Annotated in this window: 20 protein-coding genes and 1 riboswitch (2 of these 21 only partly in view); of the genes, 3 read left to right on the forward strand and 17 right to left on the reverse strand. The window is 51.9% G+C overall.

What is annotated here, in order from left to right:
* A protein-coding gene (locus N7E60_RS13290; RefSeq protein WP_269597719.1) for an RNA recognition motif domain-containing protein crosses the window boundary here: on the forward strand, nucleotides 1-32 show its final stretch. The gene continues 418 nt to the left of window position 1, outside the view; 32 of the gene's 450 nt are visible here — the last part of the coding sequence; its start codon lies beyond the left edge, outside the window; the stop codon is at nucleotides 30-32.
* Here N7E60_RS13290 and murI read toward each other — a convergent pair.
* Nucleotides 1-804 carry the 5' portion of a glutamate racemase gene (gene murI / locus N7E60_RS13295; RefSeq protein WP_167314921.1) on the reverse strand. Its footprint begins 15 nt before the window's first position, so the window shows 804 of its 819 coding nt (coding positions 1-804); the start codon lies at nucleotides 802-804; its stop codon lies off the left edge, out of view. The two genes, N7E60_RS13290 and murI, sit on opposite strands and share 47 nt — an antisense overlap.
* An 80-nt stretch (nucleotides 805-884) precedes the next feature.
* Nucleotides 885-2,693 carry a TonB-dependent receptor domain-containing protein gene (locus N7E60_RS13300; protein WP_269597720.1) on the reverse strand — a complete coding sequence of 603 codons (1,809 nt, stop codon included), beginning with the start codon at nucleotides 2,691-2,693 and terminating at the stop codon, nucleotides 885-887.
* 31 nt (nucleotides 2,694-2,724) lie between these two features.
* Nucleotides 2,725-2,956, reverse strand: a riboswitch (cobalamin riboswitch).
* Between the two features lie 122 nt (nucleotides 2,957-3,078).
* On the opposite strand from N7E60_RS13300, the gene trmA reads away from it, so the two are divergent.
* Nucleotides 3,079-4,182: a tRNA (uridine(54)-C5)-methyltransferase TrmA gene (gene trmA / locus N7E60_RS13305; protein ID WP_269597721.1), complete on the forward strand. Its 1,104-nt coding sequence runs from the start codon at nucleotides 3,079-3,081 to the stop codon at nucleotides 4,180-4,182.
* A 91-nt stretch (nucleotides 4,183-4,273) separates the two neighbouring features.
* Here the strand turns inward: trmA and N7E60_RS13310 are convergent, their stop codons facing one another.
* Together N7E60_RS13310 and fabR are read right to left on the reverse strand one after the other, a co-directional pair.
* Nucleotides 4,274-4,657 (reverse strand): YijD family membrane protein, encoded by a 384-nt coding sequence (locus N7E60_RS13310; protein ID WP_069586865.1) that lies wholly within the window; start codon nucleotides 4,655-4,657, stop codon nucleotides 4,274-4,276.
* A gap of 11 nt (nucleotides 4,658-4,668) precedes the next feature.
* Nucleotides 4,669-5,304, reverse strand: coding sequence for an HTH-type transcriptional repressor FabR (gene fabR, locus N7E60_RS13315; RefSeq protein WP_069586866.1), 636 nt, complete (start codon nucleotides 5,302-5,304; stop codon nucleotides 4,669-4,671).
* Nucleotides 5,305-5,499: 195 nt separating this feature from the next.
* Between fabR and sthA the strand changes: the two genes are divergently transcribed.
* Nucleotides 5,500-6,915, forward strand: a complete 1,416-nt coding sequence (gene sthA, locus N7E60_RS13320) for a Si-specific NAD(P)(+) transhydrogenase (RefSeq protein ID WP_077640181.1) — start codon at nucleotides 5,500-5,502, stop codon at nucleotides 6,913-6,915.
* 62 nt (nucleotides 6,916-6,977) lie between these two features.
* Here sthA and cysQ read toward each other — a convergent pair whose 3' ends face one another.
* Genes cysQ through gspD form a run of 13 tightly spaced genes read right to left on the reverse strand, consistent with a single transcriptional unit; the run spans nucleotide 6,978 to nucleotide 18,608 of the window.
* Complete coding sequence (gene cysQ / locus N7E60_RS13325) at nucleotides 6,978-7,790, reverse strand: 3'(2'),5'-bisphosphate nucleotidase CysQ (protein WP_077480040.1); 813 nt, start codon at nucleotides 7,788-7,790, stop codon at nucleotides 6,978-6,980.
* A gap of 3 nt (nucleotides 7,791-7,793) precedes the next feature.
* Nucleotides 7,794-8,348, reverse strand: a complete 555-nt coding sequence (gene nudE, locus N7E60_RS13330) for an ADP compounds hydrolase NudE (protein ID WP_069591222.1) — start codon at nucleotides 8,346-8,348, stop codon at nucleotides 7,794-7,796.
* A 41-nt stretch (nucleotides 8,349-8,389) separates the two neighbouring features.
* Nucleotides 8,390-9,136 (reverse strand): type II secretion system protein N, encoded by a 747-nt coding sequence (locus N7E60_RS13335; protein ID WP_269597723.1) that lies wholly within the window; start codon nucleotides 9,134-9,136, stop codon nucleotides 8,390-8,392.
* Nucleotides 9,137-9,138: 2 nt separating this feature from the next.
* Complete coding sequence (locus tag N7E60_RS13340) at nucleotides 9,139-9,633, reverse strand: type II secretion system protein M (protein ID WP_269597724.1); 495 nt, start codon at nucleotides 9,631-9,633, stop codon at nucleotides 9,139-9,141.
* Nucleotides 9,630-10,895 (reverse strand): type II secretion system protein GspL, encoded by a 1,266-nt coding sequence (gene gspL, locus N7E60_RS13345; RefSeq protein WP_269597725.1) that lies wholly within the window; start codon nucleotides 10,893-10,895, stop codon nucleotides 9,630-9,632. The genes N7E60_RS13340 and gspL overlap by 4 nt, the downstream gene beginning before the upstream one ends.
* Nucleotides 10,864-11,868, reverse strand: coding sequence for a type II secretion system minor pseudopilin GspK (gene gspK / locus N7E60_RS13350; protein ID WP_077455741.1), 1,005 nt, complete (start codon nucleotides 11,866-11,868; stop codon nucleotides 10,864-10,866). Before gspK ends, gspL begins: the two co-directional genes overlap by 32 nt.
* The gene (gspJ, locus tag N7E60_RS13355; protein ID WP_269597726.1) at nucleotides 11,865-12,503 is read right to left on the reverse strand and encodes a type II secretion system minor pseudopilin GspJ; all 639 of its coding nucleotides are present in this window, start codon (nucleotides 12,501-12,503) and stop codon (nucleotides 11,865-11,867) included. Before gspJ ends, gspK begins: the two co-directional genes overlap by 4 nt.
* Nucleotides 12,487-12,852, reverse strand: a complete 366-nt coding sequence (gene gspI / locus N7E60_RS13360; protein ID WP_069591266.1) for a type II secretion system minor pseudopilin GspI — start codon at nucleotides 12,850-12,852, stop codon at nucleotides 12,487-12,489. Before gspI ends, gspJ begins: the two co-directional genes overlap by 17 nt.
* Nucleotides 12,852-13,403, reverse strand: coding sequence for a type II secretion system minor pseudopilin GspH (gene gspH / locus N7E60_RS13365; protein ID WP_069591229.1), 552 nt, complete (start codon nucleotides 13,401-13,403; stop codon nucleotides 12,852-12,854). Before gspH ends, gspI begins: the two co-directional genes overlap by 1 nt.
* 1 nt (nucleotide 13,404) lies before the next feature.
* Nucleotides 13,405-13,839: a type II secretion system major pseudopilin GspG gene (gspG, locus tag N7E60_RS13370; RefSeq protein WP_162274222.1), complete on the reverse strand. Its 435-nt coding sequence runs from the start codon at nucleotides 13,837-13,839 to the stop codon at nucleotides 13,405-13,407.
* A gap of 28 nt (nucleotides 13,840-13,867) precedes the next feature.
* The gene (gene gspF / locus N7E60_RS13375; protein WP_269597729.1) at nucleotides 13,868-15,103 is read right to left on the reverse strand and encodes a type II secretion system inner membrane protein GspF; all 1,236 of its coding nucleotides are present in this window, start codon (nucleotides 15,101-15,103) and stop codon (nucleotides 13,868-13,870) included.
* Nucleotides 15,103-16,629 carry a type II secretion system ATPase GspE gene (gspE, locus tag N7E60_RS13380; protein WP_269597730.1) on the reverse strand — a complete coding sequence of 509 codons (1,527 nt, stop codon included), beginning with the start codon at nucleotides 16,627-16,629 and terminating at the stop codon, nucleotides 15,103-15,105. Before gspE ends, gspF begins: the two co-directional genes overlap by 1 nt.
* Nucleotides 16,626-18,608, reverse strand: a complete 1,983-nt coding sequence (gspD, locus tag N7E60_RS13385) for a type II secretion system secretin GspD (RefSeq protein ID WP_269598594.1) — start codon at nucleotides 18,606-18,608, stop codon at nucleotides 16,626-16,628. Before gspD ends, gspE begins: the two co-directional genes overlap by 4 nt.
* Nucleotides 18,609-18,666 lie beyond the last annotated feature (58 nt).

An 18,666-nucleotide genomic window follows, 5' to 3' on the forward strand; every position in this document is an offset into this window, starting at 1 on the left:
CGAACGATCCAAAAAAGCGGGAGCATAGCTAACGCACTCTAGCCCAATCGAGCGGATATAATCAGACAAGGCGGCGGCTTTTATAGGCGTCGCCGTTGCGTACGCGCGATTGCCATCACTGTTATCGCTGGTGACAGATGCTTGCGGCGTAACTAATGAGGCAACACGACGTGCAATGGCGTTGCCGGAGTCAACTAACTGGACCTGTTTACCCATCGCCGCCTGTATTTCATCATGTAAGAGTGGAAAGTGGGTACAGCCTAGCACCAAGACATCGATGTGCGAATCAAACGGTGCAAGTATGGCGCTAAGGTCTTGCTGATTCACCGCCTCCCCACGCAGTTTACGCTCTGCCATATGTACTAATGCTGTTGTGCCTACCGAGACTATCCGACAATCTTTGGCGAAATCTGCGATCAGTTGTGCCGTATAAGGTCGGTTGACGGTGGCTGGGGTCGCGAGCAGACCGATAGCTTTGTGTTGACTCAAAGCCGCCGCTGGCTTGATCGCCGGCACCACGCCAACAACCGGTATAGAGAGTGCGTCGCGCAGTGTCGGCAGCACAAGTGTCGAGGCCGTATTACACGCAATGACGATGATATCGACAGCATGGCGCTCACAGGTTGCTTTGACCAGAGTGAGTACGCGATGCACTAGGCGTTGATCTTCTAATTCGCCATAGGGGAAAGCGGCATTGTCGAACAAATAGGTATATTGAGCGCTCGGCAAGCTTGCCTTGATCGCTTGGTAGACAGATAAGCCTCCGACACCGGAGTCAAAGATCAGAATATGGGGTTGCGCCATGATCCAGCCACTCAATAAAAAAACGCCCTTATCATAACGATAAAGGCGTGATTAAAGCTAGCTTCGCCTTGAAACAGGCACTAGTACTGATAGTCTAACGTCATAAAATAGCCGCGTTCAGCTGACGGATAACCACCCGCGGTTTCGTAGTCTTTATCAAATACATTGTCGACTTTACCTTTTACGGTCAGATTATCGGTCGCCTGATAGGACGCAGTAATCGTCCACAGGCTATAGCTTCCCAACATCTCTCCACCGGAATAATCCAGACGTTCACTTTGATACTGCCACTGAGTACCGAGCTGCAGTCGCTCCCATTGGTAGGATGCATCCCACTTCGCTATCCGTTTAGCGCGACGTGCAAGCTGCTCGCCTGTTTTCTCATTTTTAGGGTCTTTATATTCTAACGATATGCGGTTATTTAAAGCGTGGACATCAAAGTTAGCAATAAACTCAACGCCTTCGATCTTAGCTTCGCCCACGTTTTGGTTCTGACCGTTGGGGTAACTACCTGCATACTGAATGAGATTATCAATGCGATTGATATAGCCTGTAAGTGACCAATCAACGTCAGCCGTCACGCCACGAAGAGCAAGCTCGGTGTTGGATGATTCCTCCGGCTTGAGCGTTGCATTACCGCCCCATCCGTAAAGTTCAGTCAGACTTGGGGCCTTAAAAGCGGTGCCGTAGCTGGCGACCAATTGATACCCTTCCGCTATCGCTAGACCCGCGCTTGCCTGCCAAGTCGTATGCTGCCCGTATTGTTCGTTATCATCCAAGCGCACGCTTGCTTCAATAGATAGTGCCTCTACCGGGCTAAATTGCGTTAAAAAGTAAGTGCCCAGATTATCGCGCGGGTTAATATCAACTTCATCAATATCTACCCATCCTTTATTGTAGGTATCTTGTCGATAATCCACACCACCACCAAGCAGCCAATCCTCCGTGGCTTGATACTGGAGTCCCAACGAGGTAGAGATTTGCTCAACATCTGAAGTTTTATTGTTTTTACGGTCACTGCCAGGGCTGTAGTCATAGTTTTCTTGCTGGGAGATTTCTGCGCTGAGTGTTGCACTCCAGGCCTCAGAGCGATAATTCAGCGTGCTGGCCAGTGCTTGGCTTTCTAACCAGCCATGTTTTAAGCTACCAAAATTATCGTAATCGTATTCATTCTGGTACCAGCGCCCCGTGATATCGGCCGACCAAGATGGATTCCAGCGATGACTGTATCCAAGTTGTGCATTGCGGCCGGTAAAACCATGCTGATCTCCCCGGTTGCTCGCCGATGGATGAACATTGTATCCATCATTGGACTCATACCCAACGATACCAGAGAAGTGACCATTATCGCCCAATTTTGTTGCCCATGCGCCACTAACAGCATGATGATCCAAACTGCCTACGGTCGCGGAAACATTGGCTCGCTCTTTATCGGTTTTAGTGATGATATTGATCACCCCGCCGATCGCGCTCGACCCATAAAGTGTGGCGCGTGCGCCGCGAATAATCTCAATCCGCTCGATACTGTTCACCGGGATCTGATTAAAATCCACCGAGCCTGTGATAGACGAGGCCATACGCACCCCATCAATCAAGACCAATGAGTGGTCTGATTCCGTGCCGCGCATAAAAATAGAGGCAATTTGTCCACGGCCTCCGCTTTGAGCAATCTCGATGCTCGGCACCGTACGCAATACATCGACAAGGCTTCGCGCCTGCAAGCGCGCAATGTCTTGACGCGTTAAGATAGTTGCCGATTGCAACACTGAAGCATCTGACTGCTCAAACCGACTAGCAGTCACCACCACCGTTTCGGTGTTTTGCTCTGCCCACGCGCTCACAGGGAGTAATGACGCCGCCACTAGGCTCGCCACAATCTGTTTGTTCATTGGTTATTCCTTTCTATCGCGAGAATATGCAGCGTTATGCTGCGGGGCGGGCTGTGTTCGGACTTAAGAGCGTGGCTTTCGCCGCCTACTGCTAACGACTTCCCATCGCATACTGTTAAACAGTATTGGCGACAGTGTCTGGCCTAGCGCCGAGTTAGGGTCGTTCTCTTACACCGCTGCGCGTCAGTTGCGGATTCTCACCGCATTCCAGTGACCAACAGGCTTATACTTGCTGATCGCGTACCCGCTCACGGATAGTAGCCGTCTAGATGGATATTGTCCATTGATAACCCTATTGAATAAAGGAGAATCGTGAGCAAGGGTGGACATGGCTGGGGATTTGTCTAAAATCTGCGCTCATTTTCCAATCGCTGAGGCAGCCATCATGACCAAGGCTCACACCGCCGTTGACTACGACACACAGCTTGCTGAGAAAGTCCAACGACTCACTACCCAACTCGCGCCGTTTCATGCGCCTGAGCTAGAGATCTTTCGCTCACCGGAAACCCACTATCGGATGCGCGCAGAGTTTCGAGTATGGCATGAAGGCGACGACTTGTATTACATCATGTTTGATCCTGCGACCAAGCAGAAATATCGGGTCGATACCTTTCCTGCCGCAAGCCGTTTGATCAATGACCTCATGCCGCTATTGATGGATGCCATCAAGCCTAACAACGCGTTGCGACGTAAGCTCTTCCAAGTTGATTTTCTCTCCACTTTAAGCGGTGAGATCTTGGTGTCGTTGCTGTATCACCGCCAGCTAGACGAAGAGTGGGACGAGGCCGCGCAAGCGCTTAAACAACGTTTGAACGATGAGGGCTTTAACCTCAACCTGATTGGCCGTGCGCGCAAGCAAAAGAAAGTGCTAGACCGCGACTACGTTTTGGAAAAACTCAATGCTGATGGTCAGACATTGATCTACCAGCAAATTGAAAACAGTTTTACCCAACCAAACGGGCCCGTGGCGGAGAAAATGCTAAAATGGGCCATTGATTGCACCCGCGATAGCCAAGGTGATTTGCTGGAGCTGTATTGTGGGAATGGCAACTTCTCACTGGCACTAGCGAAAAACTTTCGCCGCGTCCTCGCCACCGAGCTGGCGAAACCTTCGGTACAATCGGCGCAATACAATATTGCCGCCAACAACATCGACAATGTGCAAATTATTCGCATGTCTGCCGAAGAGTTCACTCAAGCGATCAATGGCGAGCGCGAATTCCGCCGCTTAAAAGACCAAGGGGTAACGCTGAGTGACTATCAGTGCAATACCATCTTTGTCGATCCCCCTCGTGCGGGCATGGATGATGAAACCTGCAAAATGGTGCAAGGTTACGATCGGATTTTATATATCTCCTGTAACCCTGAGACTTTGGTCGAGAACCTAGAACGCCTCAGCCAAACACACCGCATTAGTCGCTGTGCACTGTTCGATCAATTCCCGTTCACCCACCATACCGAAGCGGGTGTGTGGTTGGAGCGTAAATAATTACAGGAAGTGAGTTCGTTACAACGTAAAAAGGCGTCTCTCGACGCCTTTTTTATTCACTCGTTTTAGTGTGCGATTCGCCGCGCAGGGCTCATACGTCAGAGGCTGTATCGTTTTTGGCTTTGCGGCTGAAAAAGCCCAGCTTATGACCCACCCAAAACGCCAATACCATAGCAACCAAAATCGAGAAGAAGTTACCGCCCAATTCTGGCATTTGCATACGCATAAACGCAGAGTACCCAAACGCACCCACTAAGAAACACGCAAACGCGATCAGCGGTGTGCCTTCAGTGAGGGGTTGGCGTTCATGCAATTGGTAACAAGCATGTACCGCCAGCACAAACGCTAGAATGGGGAAAATAGAAAACGCCACGCCACCGACAAAAAGCGTGGCGAGAGTGGCACTGCCACAGATACCTGTGATCAATGACAGTACTAAGAATTTACGCTCAGATTTAACTTGCTCATGTTCCATGTTTTCACCTGTTATGACAGCTTTTTCTGTAATGCCCGCCGCTCACGATCTTTACGATACCAGTAAGCTCCCTTGGCTATCATGCGCAATTGTATCACCATTCGCTCGGCCAATTCTGCCCGTGAATGTGTATCAAGATCTAACGCTTCCGCGCCGGAGTTGAATACCAAGATCACGCAGGCTTCAGCCTGATTGTACGCTTCTTCATAGGTGAGCTGCGTGCGAGACTGCAAATACTCGGTCAATTCTGCGACAAAGTGCTGAATTTCTCGTGCTACAGCCGCACGGAACGCCGCTGAGGTCCCTGAACGTTCGCGAAGCAGCAAGCGAAAAACGTTGGGGCTGCTTTCAACAAATTCCATAAAGGTTTCAACCGAGGTACGCACCACACTACCTTCTGCGGCAATACGCTGACGGGCTTGACGCATCAGCTGACGAAGCAGGAGCCCCCCCTCATCGACCATGGTTAATCCCAACTCATCCATGTCTTTAAAGTGGCGATAAAATGAGGTTGGCGCAATGCCTGCTTCACGTGCGACTTCTCGCAAACTCAAGCTCGAGAAGCTTCGCTCCGCACTCAATTGGCTAAAGGCCGCATCAATCAATGAGCGACGCGTCTTTTCTTTTTGTTCTGCTCGAATACCCATCACACTCAACCTGCCGTCATCATGGCGACACTATACGCATTTTTACGTCCTAAATCAGCCAAACACCCTCTTGAACAGCGCCTTGCGTTTTCCACGCGAACGTCCAGATCATGCAGGAAAGTTAACCTTACTGCCAATAAGCGTTAAACTGGTCATAAATGGATGTTGCAATAATGAAAATAAGGTTTGAATCCTATGAGCAAGTCGAATCCTCGCCCTGTTGATCATTTTGATGCGATCGTAATAGGGAGTGGCCCAGGCGGCGAAGGCGCGGCAATGGGGCTAACCAAGGCGGGCAAGCGCGTGGCCGTGATAGAACGCGAAAGCACTGTCGGTGGTGGCTGTACCCACTGGGGCACCATTCCTTCCAAAGCACTGCGTCACACCGTTAGCCGGATTATTGAATTTAATCAAAGCCCGATCTACACCCAGAACACCAAAAGTATTCACAGCACCTTCTCTCAAATCCTGAGCCATGCCGATTCCGTGATCGGCAAACAAACGCGCCTTCGTCAGGGTTTTTACGATCGCAATCAGTGCACGCTGCTCCATGGAATGGCGGAATTTGTTGACGCACATACTTTAGCCGTTCGCCACCCTGACGGCAGCAAAGAGCATTACACTGCCGATCATTTTGTGATTGCGACCGGCTCACGCCCTTATCAACCAGCCGATGTCGATTTTAGCCACGCACGTATTTACGACAGTGATTCAATTCTGTCACTCAAGCATGACCCGCGCCACGTGATTATTTATGGCGCAGGTGTCATTGGCAGCGAATATGCATCTATTTTTCGCGGGCTTGGCGTCAAAGTCGACTTAATCAATACCCGTGATCGCTTGTTGTCATTCTTGGATAACGAAATTTCCGATGCCCTGTCATACCATTTCTGGAATAGCGGGGTCCTGATCCGCAATGATGAAACCTATGAGCGCATTGAGGGCACAGATGACGGGGTCATTGTCCATCTTGCCTCAGGTAAAAAAATGAAAGCCGACTGCCTGCTCTATGCCAACGGTCGCACCGGTAACACAGATAAGTTGAATCTTGGTGCGGTGGGACTGACGCCCGACTCTCGCGGCCAGCTGAGCGTCGACGACAATTACTCGACCGAGGTTGACCATATTTATGCGGTTGGGGATGTGATTGGCTATCCAAGTTTGGCCAGCGCGGCCTATGATCAGGGACGGGTCGTCGCAGAAGCAATTAGCCAAGGCAATGCCAATGCACGCCTCATTGAACATATTCCCACCGGCATTTATACCATCCCAGAAATCAGTTCTGTGGGGAAAACGGAGCAAGAGCTCACGGCAGAGAAAGTCCCGTATGAAGTCGGGCGTTCGCAATTTAAACATCTCGCTCGCGCCCAAATTGCCGGGATGGATGTTGGCAGTTTAAAGATCCTCTTTCATCGCGATACCCGTGAGATTTTGGGGATCCACTGCTTTGGTGAACGCGCCTCGGAAATCATTCACATCGGCCAAGCGATTTTTGAGCAAAAAGGCGCCGGTAATACCATCGACTATTTCGTCAACACGACCTTTAACTACCCGACCATGGCCGAAGCGTACCGCGTTGCTGCACTCAACGGCTTAAATCGCTTGTTCTAAGCGGTACCAATCGCTGTCTCTTACCAAAAAACGGCACCCTCGGGTGCCGTTTCGCGCGACTGTTACGATGCACGCAATATCGAAGACCAAGCGAGCGATTCATCACCCAGTACAATAAAGTTGGGGTTTTGCAACGAGTCACGCTCGTTATATGACAAGGGGTCCAACTCGGTACTTAAAATCCGCCCCCCAGCTTGTTCGACAATGCATTGGGTGGCTGCCGTATCCCACTCCCCTGTCGGACCTAGACGCAAATAGCAATCTACCGCGCCCTCAGCGACCAAACACGCTTTCAATGCTGCGGACCCTAGTGGCACCAAATCATAGTTGATCTCAGGGGCGAGTTTTTCTGTCACGGCATGAATATCTTGACGACGGCTAATGGCAATAGAGAGCGAGGTAATGGCCTCTTCTCGCTTCATTGTCGAGATGCGATGCATTTCGCCATCGGGGGTAATTTTCCACGCCCCTTTTTCTTGGCACGCATAATAAGTCACACCCGAGACCGGGGCATAGACCACTCCCATCACCGGATGATTATTTTCCACCAGCGCAATAATAGTGGCAAAGTCGCCACTCCCCGCAATAAACTCTTGGGTACCATCCAGTGGGTCAATCAACCAGTAACGTTGCCATTGCTGGCGATCACTAAGCGGCACACCACAATCTTCTTCCGATAACACCGGAATATCCGGGGTTAATGCCGTCAGTTTCTCGCTGATCATTTTATGTGCGGCAAGATCCGCGCTGGTGACGGGTGTTTCATCGCTTTTGGTCATTTCCTCGAAATCACCGTCTTGGTAAATATCGAGAATCACTTGTCCCGCTGCACGGGTAATTTCAATCACATCGGGCAACAACTCAGGCAATGGCATGCCTCACCTCTCAGATTGTAAGTACTTCAGCGCCATCATTAGTGCGGTGATACTGCGCGCTTCACAGAAATCGCCGTGGGTCAGCAACTCCTCCGCTTGAGCTAATGGCCAACGGATCACCTCAAGTGGTTCGGGTTCATCCCCTTCCAAGGTTTCAGGATACAAATCACGTGCCAACATCAGTGTCATACGACTGGAAAAGTACGACGGAGCCAGTACGACCTCTTTGAGTGGAATAAGCTCGCGGGCGCCCAAGCCTATTTCTTCTTTCAGTTCACGCACCGCTGCCTGCTCTGGCACTTCCCCTTTATCAATTAAGCCTTTTGGAAAGCCTAGCTCATATCGCTCCGTGCCAGCTGCATATTCTCGCACCAGCAACAAATCCCCCTGTTCGGTCAGCGGCACCATCATGACCGCATTACGGCCCGAAGGCTTCATGCGTTCATAGGTACGATTTACGCCGTTACTAAACTGGAGGTCGAGCGATTCCACCTTAAATAAACGAGAAGCAGCAACCACTTGCTTAGACAGGATCTGGGGAGGTTTTCGCTGCGTCATATCCTATTTGCACCCTTTACTGATAAGCCTAACAGGCTTGATTAGCCTCGAAAAGAAAAGCGATAGCGCCCTTGTTGATCCGGCGCACCCAGCCAAGCTAGTGGCTCTTTCATTGGCGGTGGGAACGCGGCTTCCGGCTTGAGCCATCCTGAAACAGAGTATCGCCCCGACGGTGTGATTGACAATGAAAACTTATTACTCAGCGAGGAAGACGCACCTTGGCCTTCGGCGAGAATACCTTGCTGCTCACAACGGAGTGTGGCACTGGCTGGGATGTCCGCTAAACGCCCCATTGGCAAACGTAATGCGGCTTGTTGCCACTGCAGCTGACCATCGAGTCGCTGACAGCCCGCCTCGGTAAAGGCCAGATCGCGTAATACCAGATCCACATGGCCTTCAATCGCCACATTGGCAGGGAGTGCCACAGAACTGGCAAGCAACTGGGCCGGTGCTGACACCAGCGCACGGGATAAAGAAACTGCATGACCATCAAAGCTCACGGTTGCTTTCCCTTTCACCCCATCTGAGCTGCGAAGACGAATATCCGCTTCTAACGTTGCCGCAGTAAATAAACGGTGTACTTGAAGATCCCAACGAAGTGGACCGACGGTGTAATCTTGCCAGCGTATTTGCGCAATGCGTCCTTTCCACACTGTCCCCTCAATCGCGCCCACCTTAAGTTCAGGCGGCAAGGGGGCCAGACGCAATAGCGATGCGGGTGCGTGAATCACGACGCTGAGTACAAAAACCAGCGTACAAGCTAAACCCAAGACTATTTTTTTCTTCATGACTATCGTTCTAATTGCAGGCGATTAACCTTCACAACCCCAGCGTTATCTGTCATTTCCGTATCAAGACGCACGACCTGAATGCCATGTAAGCGAGCGAGTTGGTCGAGCCAACGCAAAAGTTGGTTAAATGGCAAAGGCTCGACACCCAATTGGACACTCGCCTCACCGGGCTGCAAGCGAGTAATAGTGACACTAAACTCCCCTGCGCTGGCCGCTACCACTTGGTTTAATGGCTGATTACTGCTGGTTGGTGCGCGACTGCTTGCACCTGACTGTGCGCGCAACTGAACAATTTGCTGATGCTTTTGCTGTACATCACTCAGCAAACGTCGCTCACTAGCAAGCGCTTCTCGCGCATTGTTCGCCTCGGCTTGAATCGGCGCAATGATCCCCCAGTACAAGACACTGAGTAGCATCACCAGTGCAGCCACCACCAATAAACGCTGCTCACGTTCACTGAGCGATTGCCAGCGTGCTTTTAACTGACTCATCATGATTCGCTCCTCAAGGTAAACTCACCACTTACGCTGTCACCATTACGGTTGAGCTGCCCAAGCTCGGTCGTATAGTGTTCGCTCAGCAGGCCGCGTAGTCGCTCAAACTGTGCAAAATCGCTGCCGGAGGCTCGGATCACTAAGACTTCACGTGCTGCTTGATAACGTAACGCTTGCAGGTGAATACCGGGCGTTTTTTCTAGCATCGGCGCTAATTTCGCTAACCAAGGCAAAAGCGCAGCATTGTGTTGCTGTCCTTCAAGACGCGCAATTTCCGCATCCATCTGGCGAACCATGTACGATTGCGTCGGGATGCGCTGATACTGTGGCAACGTCTGGCGAAAGACAGACTCGCTCTGTGCACGTAGCGCTTTAGCCTGCTGTTGGGTATCACGAATTGTCAGCCATTGCTCAACGCCCAATAAGGCGCTAATGGCTAACACTAAACAGGCGGCAGGTAATAAAGGCTTGAGCGTTTGCTTAGTCTGGCTTTGTGGCCGATAAGGCCCAGTTAGCAAGTTCGCAGACAGAGCATGACTTTGTGTCGCCAACAGCCCTATCACAGTGTCACAGGGATGCCACTTAGCCTCCGCCTCATCCAGTCCACTGACTGGCCAATCAAGGTCAAGATGGGACGGACAATATCCATGTAAGGTGAGTGACGGGGCCTTGTCCTCGTCATCCGCATCCACCGGATCCTGTTCCAGCGCCTTTTGTTGTTGAGCTCGCCACGCGTGCGCCCAGAAACGAAGCCAGTCACGCGACCCCACCACACCTTGACTGTCATGATGCCGACACAGCCATTGCTCACCCAGTGGCGCAACCGTCAAATGGTTTGTTTGCCACGGTAAACACAGCACATCGGGTAGCCATTGCCGCGCATGGATATCTGCATCCGCCAGCGCTTGCTGCCAGGCTTGCATTTTGTCGTGTGCTACCACCGCCACGTGGGCAAGACTGCCCGAGACACTCAAAATACTGACGTGTACCCTGTCCACATCATCGGCCAATGCCTCTTCAAGTAAGTAAGGCACCACTTTATCGCGCTGACGCCGAGAGCCGGGCGGCAAGGTCACCGACCTGAGGGTCACCCAAGTGCTATCCACTAAGATCACCACACGCCGCGTTTGTGCTTGCTCCGTCAAGGCTGACAGATGCTCGCATTCACCGGTCGCGGTGACCTGATTGTCACTCACACGCACCTGGGCCCAAAAGATCGGCTGGCTGGCATCACTGATCCTTATTATCAGTCGCTCGCTCACGCATTCCTCCAAAGCGACGACGCACCACGGTTGTGGTGCCATCGTCTTGATAGTGCAATAACGCCTGAATGTGACGTTGGGCAGACGCCACGGTCACATCGGCCTGTAATAAAAAAAACTCGCTGGTCACCGTGAGATGCGGGATCACCTGCTCACGGGCTTTGTCATCAAACTCACTCAGGTTTAACACCGCCATAAAGGCGTCGACATTTTTCCACCCAGCATCAGGGCGCTGTGCGATCACCTGTTTGGCTTGTTCTATCGACAGCGCAGGGGTAAACAGCGCCGCCAGCAAAGGCGCCTGCTTATCCGTCAGTGTATTGACATTGATTTTCAGCTCCGCACTGGGAATCGCACAAACCTGAGCGGATAAACGCTGAAAGACCTGTGCATTGACTCCTTTGACCGCACGCCACTCGCTACGGTCGGCTAGCACGGCATCCGCCGTCACATAGGGAGGACGTAAACTCTCATAGTGGGCATCTTCGGCCCCGAGCGACTGATCCAGTTGATTGTTTTCATCCACAAAGTCTCGCGTAGATTGGGCAATCACATCCGCTTGGTACTCATCATCGACCCCACTGCCGACCAAGGCTCTGAGTACCGTCACTTCATAGGGCACCGCACTGCCTAGGGTCGCGCCACGCAGCTGCAAGCTATTCAAATTAAAGCAGGCTTGTGCATCTCGTAAGTGACCACTTACTGTGCCACCTTCTAGCGGAAAGCTGCGCTCTTTCTCGGCCCAACTTTGACTTAAATTCACCGTGTCACTGCCAGATAAACTGTCTCGCAGCACCGCTGCGGCAAGCCCTTCGACGGCCATGCCGTACCAATAGGCTTGCTGAAAATGAAGCTGATTTTCCGCGCGGTTGTAATTAGTAAATAACCGCGATGCCATGCTACCAGCTATCGCTGTCATCAACGCCATAATCAACATCACGACCAATAACGCTGTACCGCGTTGACGACTCATTCTGCCTCCCGCTGTAGCGCTGCAGGCAGCGTTTGTCCGGCCAATAAGTACGTCCGTACTAACTGACCATAGCGAGGATGGGTAAAACGCAGTTGAATGGCATCGGGCAATGCGTGAGGGGTATCAAAACTGCTCTGCCAAGTCCCCTTCACGTTAAAGCGGAAGGTGAGATCATCAATATCGTCCAGCAATATCATCACCGCCGGTTGTTCACCAGCAGCCTGATCCGGATAGCGCCAACGTAACCGCTCCAACTTGCCATCTCGCTGGCGATAACCCACCGCCACCACTTCGCTACGCGGAAAACGATACTGGGGATTAATCCAACCGGTACGGGTAAAGCGCACGCCCATAGCATCCCCGCCCAGCACCTCTTTGCCTGCGGTTAGTAATTGCTCACTGGGGGCTTGGCCATCCATACGCTGGCGTCGCGCGGCCATTTGGCGAAAATCACTGTCCATGATCACCAGTGCACGCTGTAATTGTTGCAACCTTTCTCCCACTTGGCGCGATTGCTCGTCACTGCGCTGCACCGTCTGTAGCACTTGATACGCAGTCAGGCTAATGCTGGCGAAGACCACCAGCGCCAGCAACACTTCCAGTAAGGTAAACCCCTTTTCAGCGCGTGGCGACATAGGTCCTCACGGTTACCAGTGGATTGTCTGTCGATTCTGCTGCTGCAACGGCGAGATCCACCGCTCGCAGTGGTCCCGTGTTAGTCGCAATCGGCGTCAACTGCCACTGCCAGCGCTGCCCGGCCATCTCCGTGGTGCCTTGGGTGGCTTTGTCCGGCACCTTGCCGCTCAGCACTACCTCAGCCAACTGATTGTCAGCCACCATCGCCGCCAAGGTTTTTTGCTCCAGGCGACTTAGTGAGCGGGTATGCTGCCCAGTGGCTTTCATCACACTGAGCGCGGCAACCGCAAAAATGGCCACTGCAACTAGCACTTCCAGTAACGTCATCCCATGTTGGGTCTTAGGCATCATCCATCCTCCTCGGCCCGCTGCCAGCGAAATTGCGCCAGTTCATTGGCCTTTAATTGCCACATGGCACGACCGTCGGTTTCGATGGTGAGCGTAAAGGGAGTGATTTCGCCATTCGGTAATAGCCAAATCTGAGGAGGCGCTACAGCGGTTTCACCGTCTTCTTCAAACATGTTTTCGAACAGCGGTTTGTCTTCAAATAACCGGTCTTGCTGCTGCCAACCAAAGCCATCCATACTTAACGCAAAGCGGCTTTGTTCAGGCAAGGTCCCTTGGGTTGCCCAACGATCACTGCTCACCGTTTGCCAGTTTTCTTCGCCTAACTTCAGCAATTGATAATCATGGTTGTTGATCCGCACCCCGTAAGTCTGCCCTTCCAGCCAACTTTGCTCTGCCCATAACTTAATGCGCTGATACAAAGCTTGGCCGGCTTGCTCGGTCCGGGTGTCAACAGGCTCGGGCCACACCATCACCACGCCTGAGGCGCTGACGGCAATAATCACTACCACCAACAGGATTTCGAGTAACGTGAAGCCCGCCGCCTGACGCATGTTATTGCAGCTCGTTCAGGTTCCAGTTACCAATATCTTGATTGATCCCTTCACCGCCTTCTTGCCCATCCGCGCCTAGCGAGAACACATCAATCACACCATGCTCACCTGGGCTCACATAGCGATAGTCATTGTTCCAAGGGTCTTTAGGCAAACGCTTGATATAACCTTGTGCCGGATAGTTACGTGGCACGGGTTCACTTTGTGGCTTGGTCACAAGTGCATCAAGTCCTTGGTCGGTGGTGGGGTACTGGTTATTGTCCAGTTTGTACATATCCAGCGCATTTTCGAGCGCGCTGACATCTGCGATCGCCTTTTTCACTGCTGCTTTATCTTTGTTGCCCAATAAGTTCGGGGCGACAAAGCTGGCTAGCAAACCAATGATGACCACCACGACCATCACCTCGAGAAGCGTAAAACCTTGTTGACGACGCATCCTGTTCTCCTTGTTTATTATCATAAAATCACAACCCCACCATGTTGTTCATGGCAATAATTGGCATCAAAGTGGCGACGACAATAAAGAGCACCAGACCTGCCATGAGCACAATCATCAGCGGCCCAAACACACCTAATGCCACGTTCACCTGCGCCTCAAAATCTTTATCTTGGTTGTCCGCCGCCCGTGTGAGCATGGGTTCAAGTTCCCCACTGCGTTCACCGCTGGCAATCATATGCAACATCATTGGCGGAAAAAGCCCAGATTGATCCAGTGCCACTCGCAAGCTGGCACCTTCTCGCACCTTATCCGCGGCCTCGAGCACTCGGGTACGCACATACTGGTTAGTAATCACCTGTGCGGCGACCTTCATACCATCCAAAAGCGGAATTGCACTGGCAGTACAAATCGCAAGAGTGCGTGCAAAGCGCGATGTGTTGAGGCCTCGTGCAACACGGCCCAAGACCGGTAACGACAACTTTTGTTTGTCCCACGCCAATCGCCGTTGCTTGTCCTTCAGCAATGTGCGTATTCCCACACTGAGTAAGACAAGGGCACCCACGACCCAAATTCCCCATTGAGTAATAAAATCACTGGCGTTGAGGAGAAACTGTGTCGATGCGGGTAAGGATTGGCCGGTTTGAACAAACTGGCCAACGATGTCAGGCACCACGGTCGCCAACAAAAAGGCGACAATCACCACAGAGAAAAACGTCAAAATGGCGGGATACAGCATCGCTTGTAGTAGGGTTGATTGAATGCGCTGACGATTTTCCACATAGTCCGCCAATCGCTCCAGCACCGTGCCCAAATGACCGGCTTTTTCGCCCGCCGCAATCATGGCACGGTACAGTTCATCAAACACTTGCGGATAATCGGCGAGCGCATCAGCAAGGGTATAGCCTTCCATCACCCGCGCGCGCACACTGGTTATCATACTGCCAATACGCGGCTTCTCCGCTTGCTCCGCCACCGCCCGTAAACACTCTTCCAGTGGCATCGCAGCCTCAATCAAGGTCGCCAATTGACGCGTGATCAACGACAGCTCTTGGGTGCTAATACCGCGATTGCGTGATGAAAACAAAGGCCGCGACGTCTCGGTCTTTTGCTGGCTACGCTTGCGAGTGGTTGTATTGACCACCAATGGCGTCAGCCCTTTGTCACGGAGCTGCTGGCGCGCCTGTCGAGGCGTATCCGCTTCAATCACACCTTTGCGTTTACGCCCTCGCGTATCTAAAGCTTGGTAATCAAACGCCGCCATCAGGTCTCCTTGGTGACTCGCATCACTTCTTCAAGCGTGGTTTTTCCTTGTAGCACTTTGGCCAGTCCGTCGTAGCGGATACTCGGACTCTGTGCGCGCACCGCTTGTTCAATCGCATGCTCACCCGCATCGTGATGAATCAGTGCTTGCACCTTCTCGTCGACCGTCAGCAGTTCATGAATCCCCGTTCGGCCCTTGTAACCTTTGTGGTGACAACGCGAACAGCCCCCCGCTTTATACAAGGTGACGTTATCGCCAGGCTGAGCCAACCCCACATCCACAAACAATTGCTGCTGGCTGGCATCGGCTTGATAAGGGATACGGCAATCGCTGCAAAGGGTGCGAACCAAGCGCTGTGCTAGCACGCCAAGCAAGGAGGAGGAAAGCAAAAAGGGCTCGATGCCCATATCGCGCAAACGTGTTACCGCCCCAATGGCGGTGTTGGTGTGTAAAGTCGACATCACCAAGTGACCAGTGAGAGACGCTTGCACGGCGATTTGAGCGGTTTCTAAGTCGCGGATTTCCCCCACCATAACCACGTCAGGATCTTGACGCAGCATGGCACGCAACCCTCGCGCAAAGGTCATATCGACCTTAGGATTAACTTGGGTCTGCCCGATACCGGGAAGATCAAATTCGATCGGATCTTCTACCGTAAGAATATTGCGATCTTCACTGTTAATGGTTTGTAAGCCCGCATACAGCGTGGTCGATTTCCCCGACCCCGTTGGACCCGTGACCAGTAAGATCCCATGCGGTTTATGAATAAGATGACGGAAGTTCTCGTGCAATTCAGGCACCATCCCCAACTGAGCCAAGTCGAGTTGTACCGCGTTTTTATCGAGCAAACGCATCACCACACGCTCACCGTGAGAGGACGGCATAGTCGATACCCGCACATCGACGGCGCGACCGCCGATGCGGACCGAGATGCGCCCATCTTGTGGCACACGCTTTTCGGCAATATCGAGTTTGGCCATCACTTTGACACGTGATACCAGCAAGGGGGCTAACTTGCGGCTCGGCGATAAGACTTCGCGCAACACCCCATCGACACGAAAACGGATCGACAATGCATGCTCAAAGGTTTCGATATGGATATCCGAGGCACTTTCCTTGATCGCTTCACCCAGCATGGCATTAATCAACTTGATGATAGGGGCGTCGTCCTCAGACTCAAGCAAATCCTCGCTCTGCGGCAACTCTTCGGCCAATGAGAAGAAATCATCACTGTCTGCATCGGCGCCAATGTCAGCCATCAGCTGCTGCGCATCCGCACTGTCTCGCTGATAGAGTACCGTCAATTGCTGCTCAAAATAGGCCTCATCCACGGTTTCAGGCACTAAGCACGCACCCCATAACCGTTGCACTTCAACCAAGGTCTCAGGAGCCACCGACGGTAAACACAATAACCGAGCCTGCGAGGCATCGGGCTGAATTAGCACCCCATGACGACGCGCAAAACCAAACGGTAACTGCCATTTACTCTCTGGCTCGTTCGCGAGTGCGACCGTTCGATCCGTCATCCTGCCAGCTCCGCTTGTAATGCACGCACTTCGGCCGGCATCACCGCATCACTCTTATAATCAGGCAACACAGGTTTTTGCGCATCTGGCATCAATTTGACCCCATCTTGTGCACGCAGCAGTTGTTCGGCACGGATGTAATTATATTTACGCTGTGTCACACCATCTGCGGTTAAGCCGGTACGAATAATGGTGGGCTTGATAAACAGCATCAGGTTTTTCTTTTCTGTCCCCGTAGAAGTGGATTTGAACAGATGACCCAGCACCGGAATATCTCCCAATAATGGCACTTTGGACTCACTTTCTACAGTACGCTCATCAATCAAACCGCTGAGCACAATCATTTGCTGATCGCCCACCATCACTGACGTGTTTAATTGGCGTTTACCAAAGCGCACATCCACGGCGCCACTGGCCCCCAAGACATTTGACACCTCTTGCTCAATATCCAAGAGAACCGCAGAACCTTCATTGATTTGTGGGGTAACTTTTAGCTTGATGCCCACATCTTTACGCTCGACGGTTTGGAACGGGTTATCGTTATTCGAACCGGTCCGTGAACCGGTAATAACGGGGACTTCCTCACCGACAATAAACGACGCTTCTTGATTATCCAGCACCATCAGGTTGGGTGAAGAAAGGATATTGGATTCGTTATTCGAGGCCACCGCAGTCACCAACGCGGTCCAATCCCCCATAATGACCCCGGCGGCAAGACCATTGACGCCACCTAGTACATCCGAAAGAGCGCTGTAGTCACCAGATTCTGTGATTGGCACATTGTATGGCGTTCCATCACTCTTATAGCGCACCTCTGTACGGGTCTTGTCTTCGGTTGCCTTTTGGCCAGTCAGGTAATTGGTGATCCCAACCCCTGTGTTACTAAATTGAATGCCACCATTTTCAAGCGAGCCCCACTGCACACCTAAATTGGCGCCATCGGACTCTGACATCTCTACGATTAGTGCTTCAATCAGTACTTGCGCACGACGAATATCCAGCTGAGAGATCACACTTTCCAAGGTTTTGAGGATATCGGGCGGCGCAGTGATCACCAACGAGTTGGTGCCTTGGTGCGAAGAAATTTGTACCGCTTGCTTTTGGGCACCCGGTTTACTCTTCTCTTCTTTTTCTTTCAGTAAGTTATCTGATACACCTTGGAGAACATCTACCACATCTTCCGCTTTGGCATAGCGCAGGTAAATGACTCGGCTGTTACCTGTGGTCGCCATTTCCTGATCAAGCTGTCTGATCAGCTTTTTCACCCGTTCGCGTACTTTAGGTTCACCTGAGACCAAAACGGCGTTTAAGCGCTCATCAGCGACAAAGCGTGGTTTAAGGAGATCGGGGGCATTATTGGCGTTGTCTCGCTCGTTTAACGCTTCAACAATCCGTACCATTTCTGCGGCAGACGCGTGATCTAAACGCACTACTTCCACCTCTTTATCGCCGGCTTGGTCCACACGACGGATAATATCGGTCAAGCGATTCACGACCGCTGCACGCCCAGTAATCATGATCACATTAGCCGGATCGTAGTGGACTACGTTACCCGCTCCCGCATTGTTAATCAGCTGGCGCAACAAAGGGGATAGCTCACGTACCGACACATTTTTTACCGCGACTACGCGAGTGACAACTTCATCCCCCACCACACTATCGTCTTCACCGACCACAGGTACCGGTGAGGTTTTGGCATCTTTGTCGCGGACCACTTTAACGACACCATTTTCCATCTCGACCACGGCAAAGCCATACACTTCGAGTACGTTTAAGAAAAACTGATAGTACTGTTCATCGGTCAGGGTATCGTAACTACGGACATTGATGGTGCCACGAACCGAGGGATCAACAATGATGGTTTTTTCGAGATTACGGCCAACGATCTCAATAAATTCCTGAATATCTGTGCCCTTAAAAGAGGCACTAAACTCAGCGGCGCCGGCTGGGATACCAGAAAAGAGAAGGCTCGCGGCCATCAGATAGGGGATCAGTCGTTGTTTTCCCTTCACGTCACACTCCTACGGCCGCTGACGG

The organism is Salinivibrio proteolyticus, from assembly GCF_027286365.1.
GTDB lineage: Bacteria > Pseudomonadota > Gammaproteobacteria > Enterobacterales > Vibrionaceae > Salinivibrio > Salinivibrio proteolyticus.

Bases quoted from the DNA above. Each gene is read 5' to 3' on its own strand.
- trmA (WP_269597721.1), top strand. From the start codon at position 3,079: ATGACCAAGGCTCACACCGCCGTTGACTACGACACACAGCTTGCTGAG.
- gspJ (WP_269597726.1), bottom strand. From the start codon at position 12,503: ATGTCGCCACGCGCTGAAAAGGGGTTTACCTTACTGGAAGTGTTGCTG.
- N7E60_RS13340 (WP_269597724.1), bottom strand. From the start codon at position 9,633: ATGATGAGTCAGTTAAAAGCACGCTGGCAATCGCTCAGTGAACGTGAG.
- gspF (WP_269597729.1), bottom strand. From the start codon at position 15,103: ATGGCGGCGTTTGATTACCAAGCTTTAGATACGCGAGGGCGTAAACGC.
- cysQ (WP_077480040.1), bottom strand. From the start codon at position 7,790: ATGCCATTGCCTGAGTTGTTGCCCGATGTGATTGAAATTACCCGTGCA.
- N7E60_RS13335 (WP_269597723.1), bottom strand. From the start codon at position 9,136: ATGAAGAAAAAAATAGTCTTGGGTTTAGCTTGTACGCTGGTTTTTGTA.
- gspE (WP_269597730.1), bottom strand. From the start codon at position 16,629: ATGACGGATCGAACGGTCGCACTCGCGAACGAGCCAGAGAGTAAATGG.
- gspI (WP_069591266.1), bottom strand. From the start codon at position 12,852: ATGCCTAAGACCCAACATGGGATGACGTTACTGGAAGTGCTAGTTGCA.
- sthA (WP_077640181.1), top strand. From the start codon at position 5,500: ATGAGCAAGTCGAATCCTCGCCCTGTTGATCATTTTGATGCGATCGTA.
- nudE (WP_069591222.1), bottom strand. From the start codon at position 8,348: ATGACGCAGCGAAAACCTCCCCAGATCCTGTCTAAGCAAGTGGTTGCT.
- fabR (WP_069586866.1), bottom strand. From the start codon at position 5,304: ATGGGTATTCGAGCAGAACAAAAAGAAAAGACGCGTCGCTCATTGATT.
- gspK (WP_077455741.1), bottom strand. From the start codon at position 11,868: ATGAGTCGTCAACGCGGTACAGCGTTATTGGTCGTGATGTTGATTATG.
- gspD (WP_269598594.1), bottom strand. From the start codon at position 18,608: ATGGCCGCGAGCCTTCTCTTTTCTGGTATCCCAGCCGGCGCCGCTGAG.
- gspH (WP_069591229.1), bottom strand. From the start codon at position 13,403: ATGCGTCAGGCGGCGGGCTTCACGTTACTCGAAATCCTGTTGGTGGTA.
- gspG (WP_162274222.1), bottom strand. From the start codon at position 13,839: ATGCGTCGTCAACAAGGTTTTACGCTTCTCGAGGTGATGGTCGTGGTG.
- N7E60_RS13310 (WP_069586865.1), bottom strand. From the start codon at position 4,657: ATGGAACATGAGCAAGTTAAATCTGAGCGTAAATTCTTAGTACTGTCA.
- N7E60_RS13300 (WP_269597720.1), bottom strand. From the start codon at position 2,693: ATGAACAAACAGATTGTGGCGAGCCTAGTGGCGGCGTCATTACTCCCT.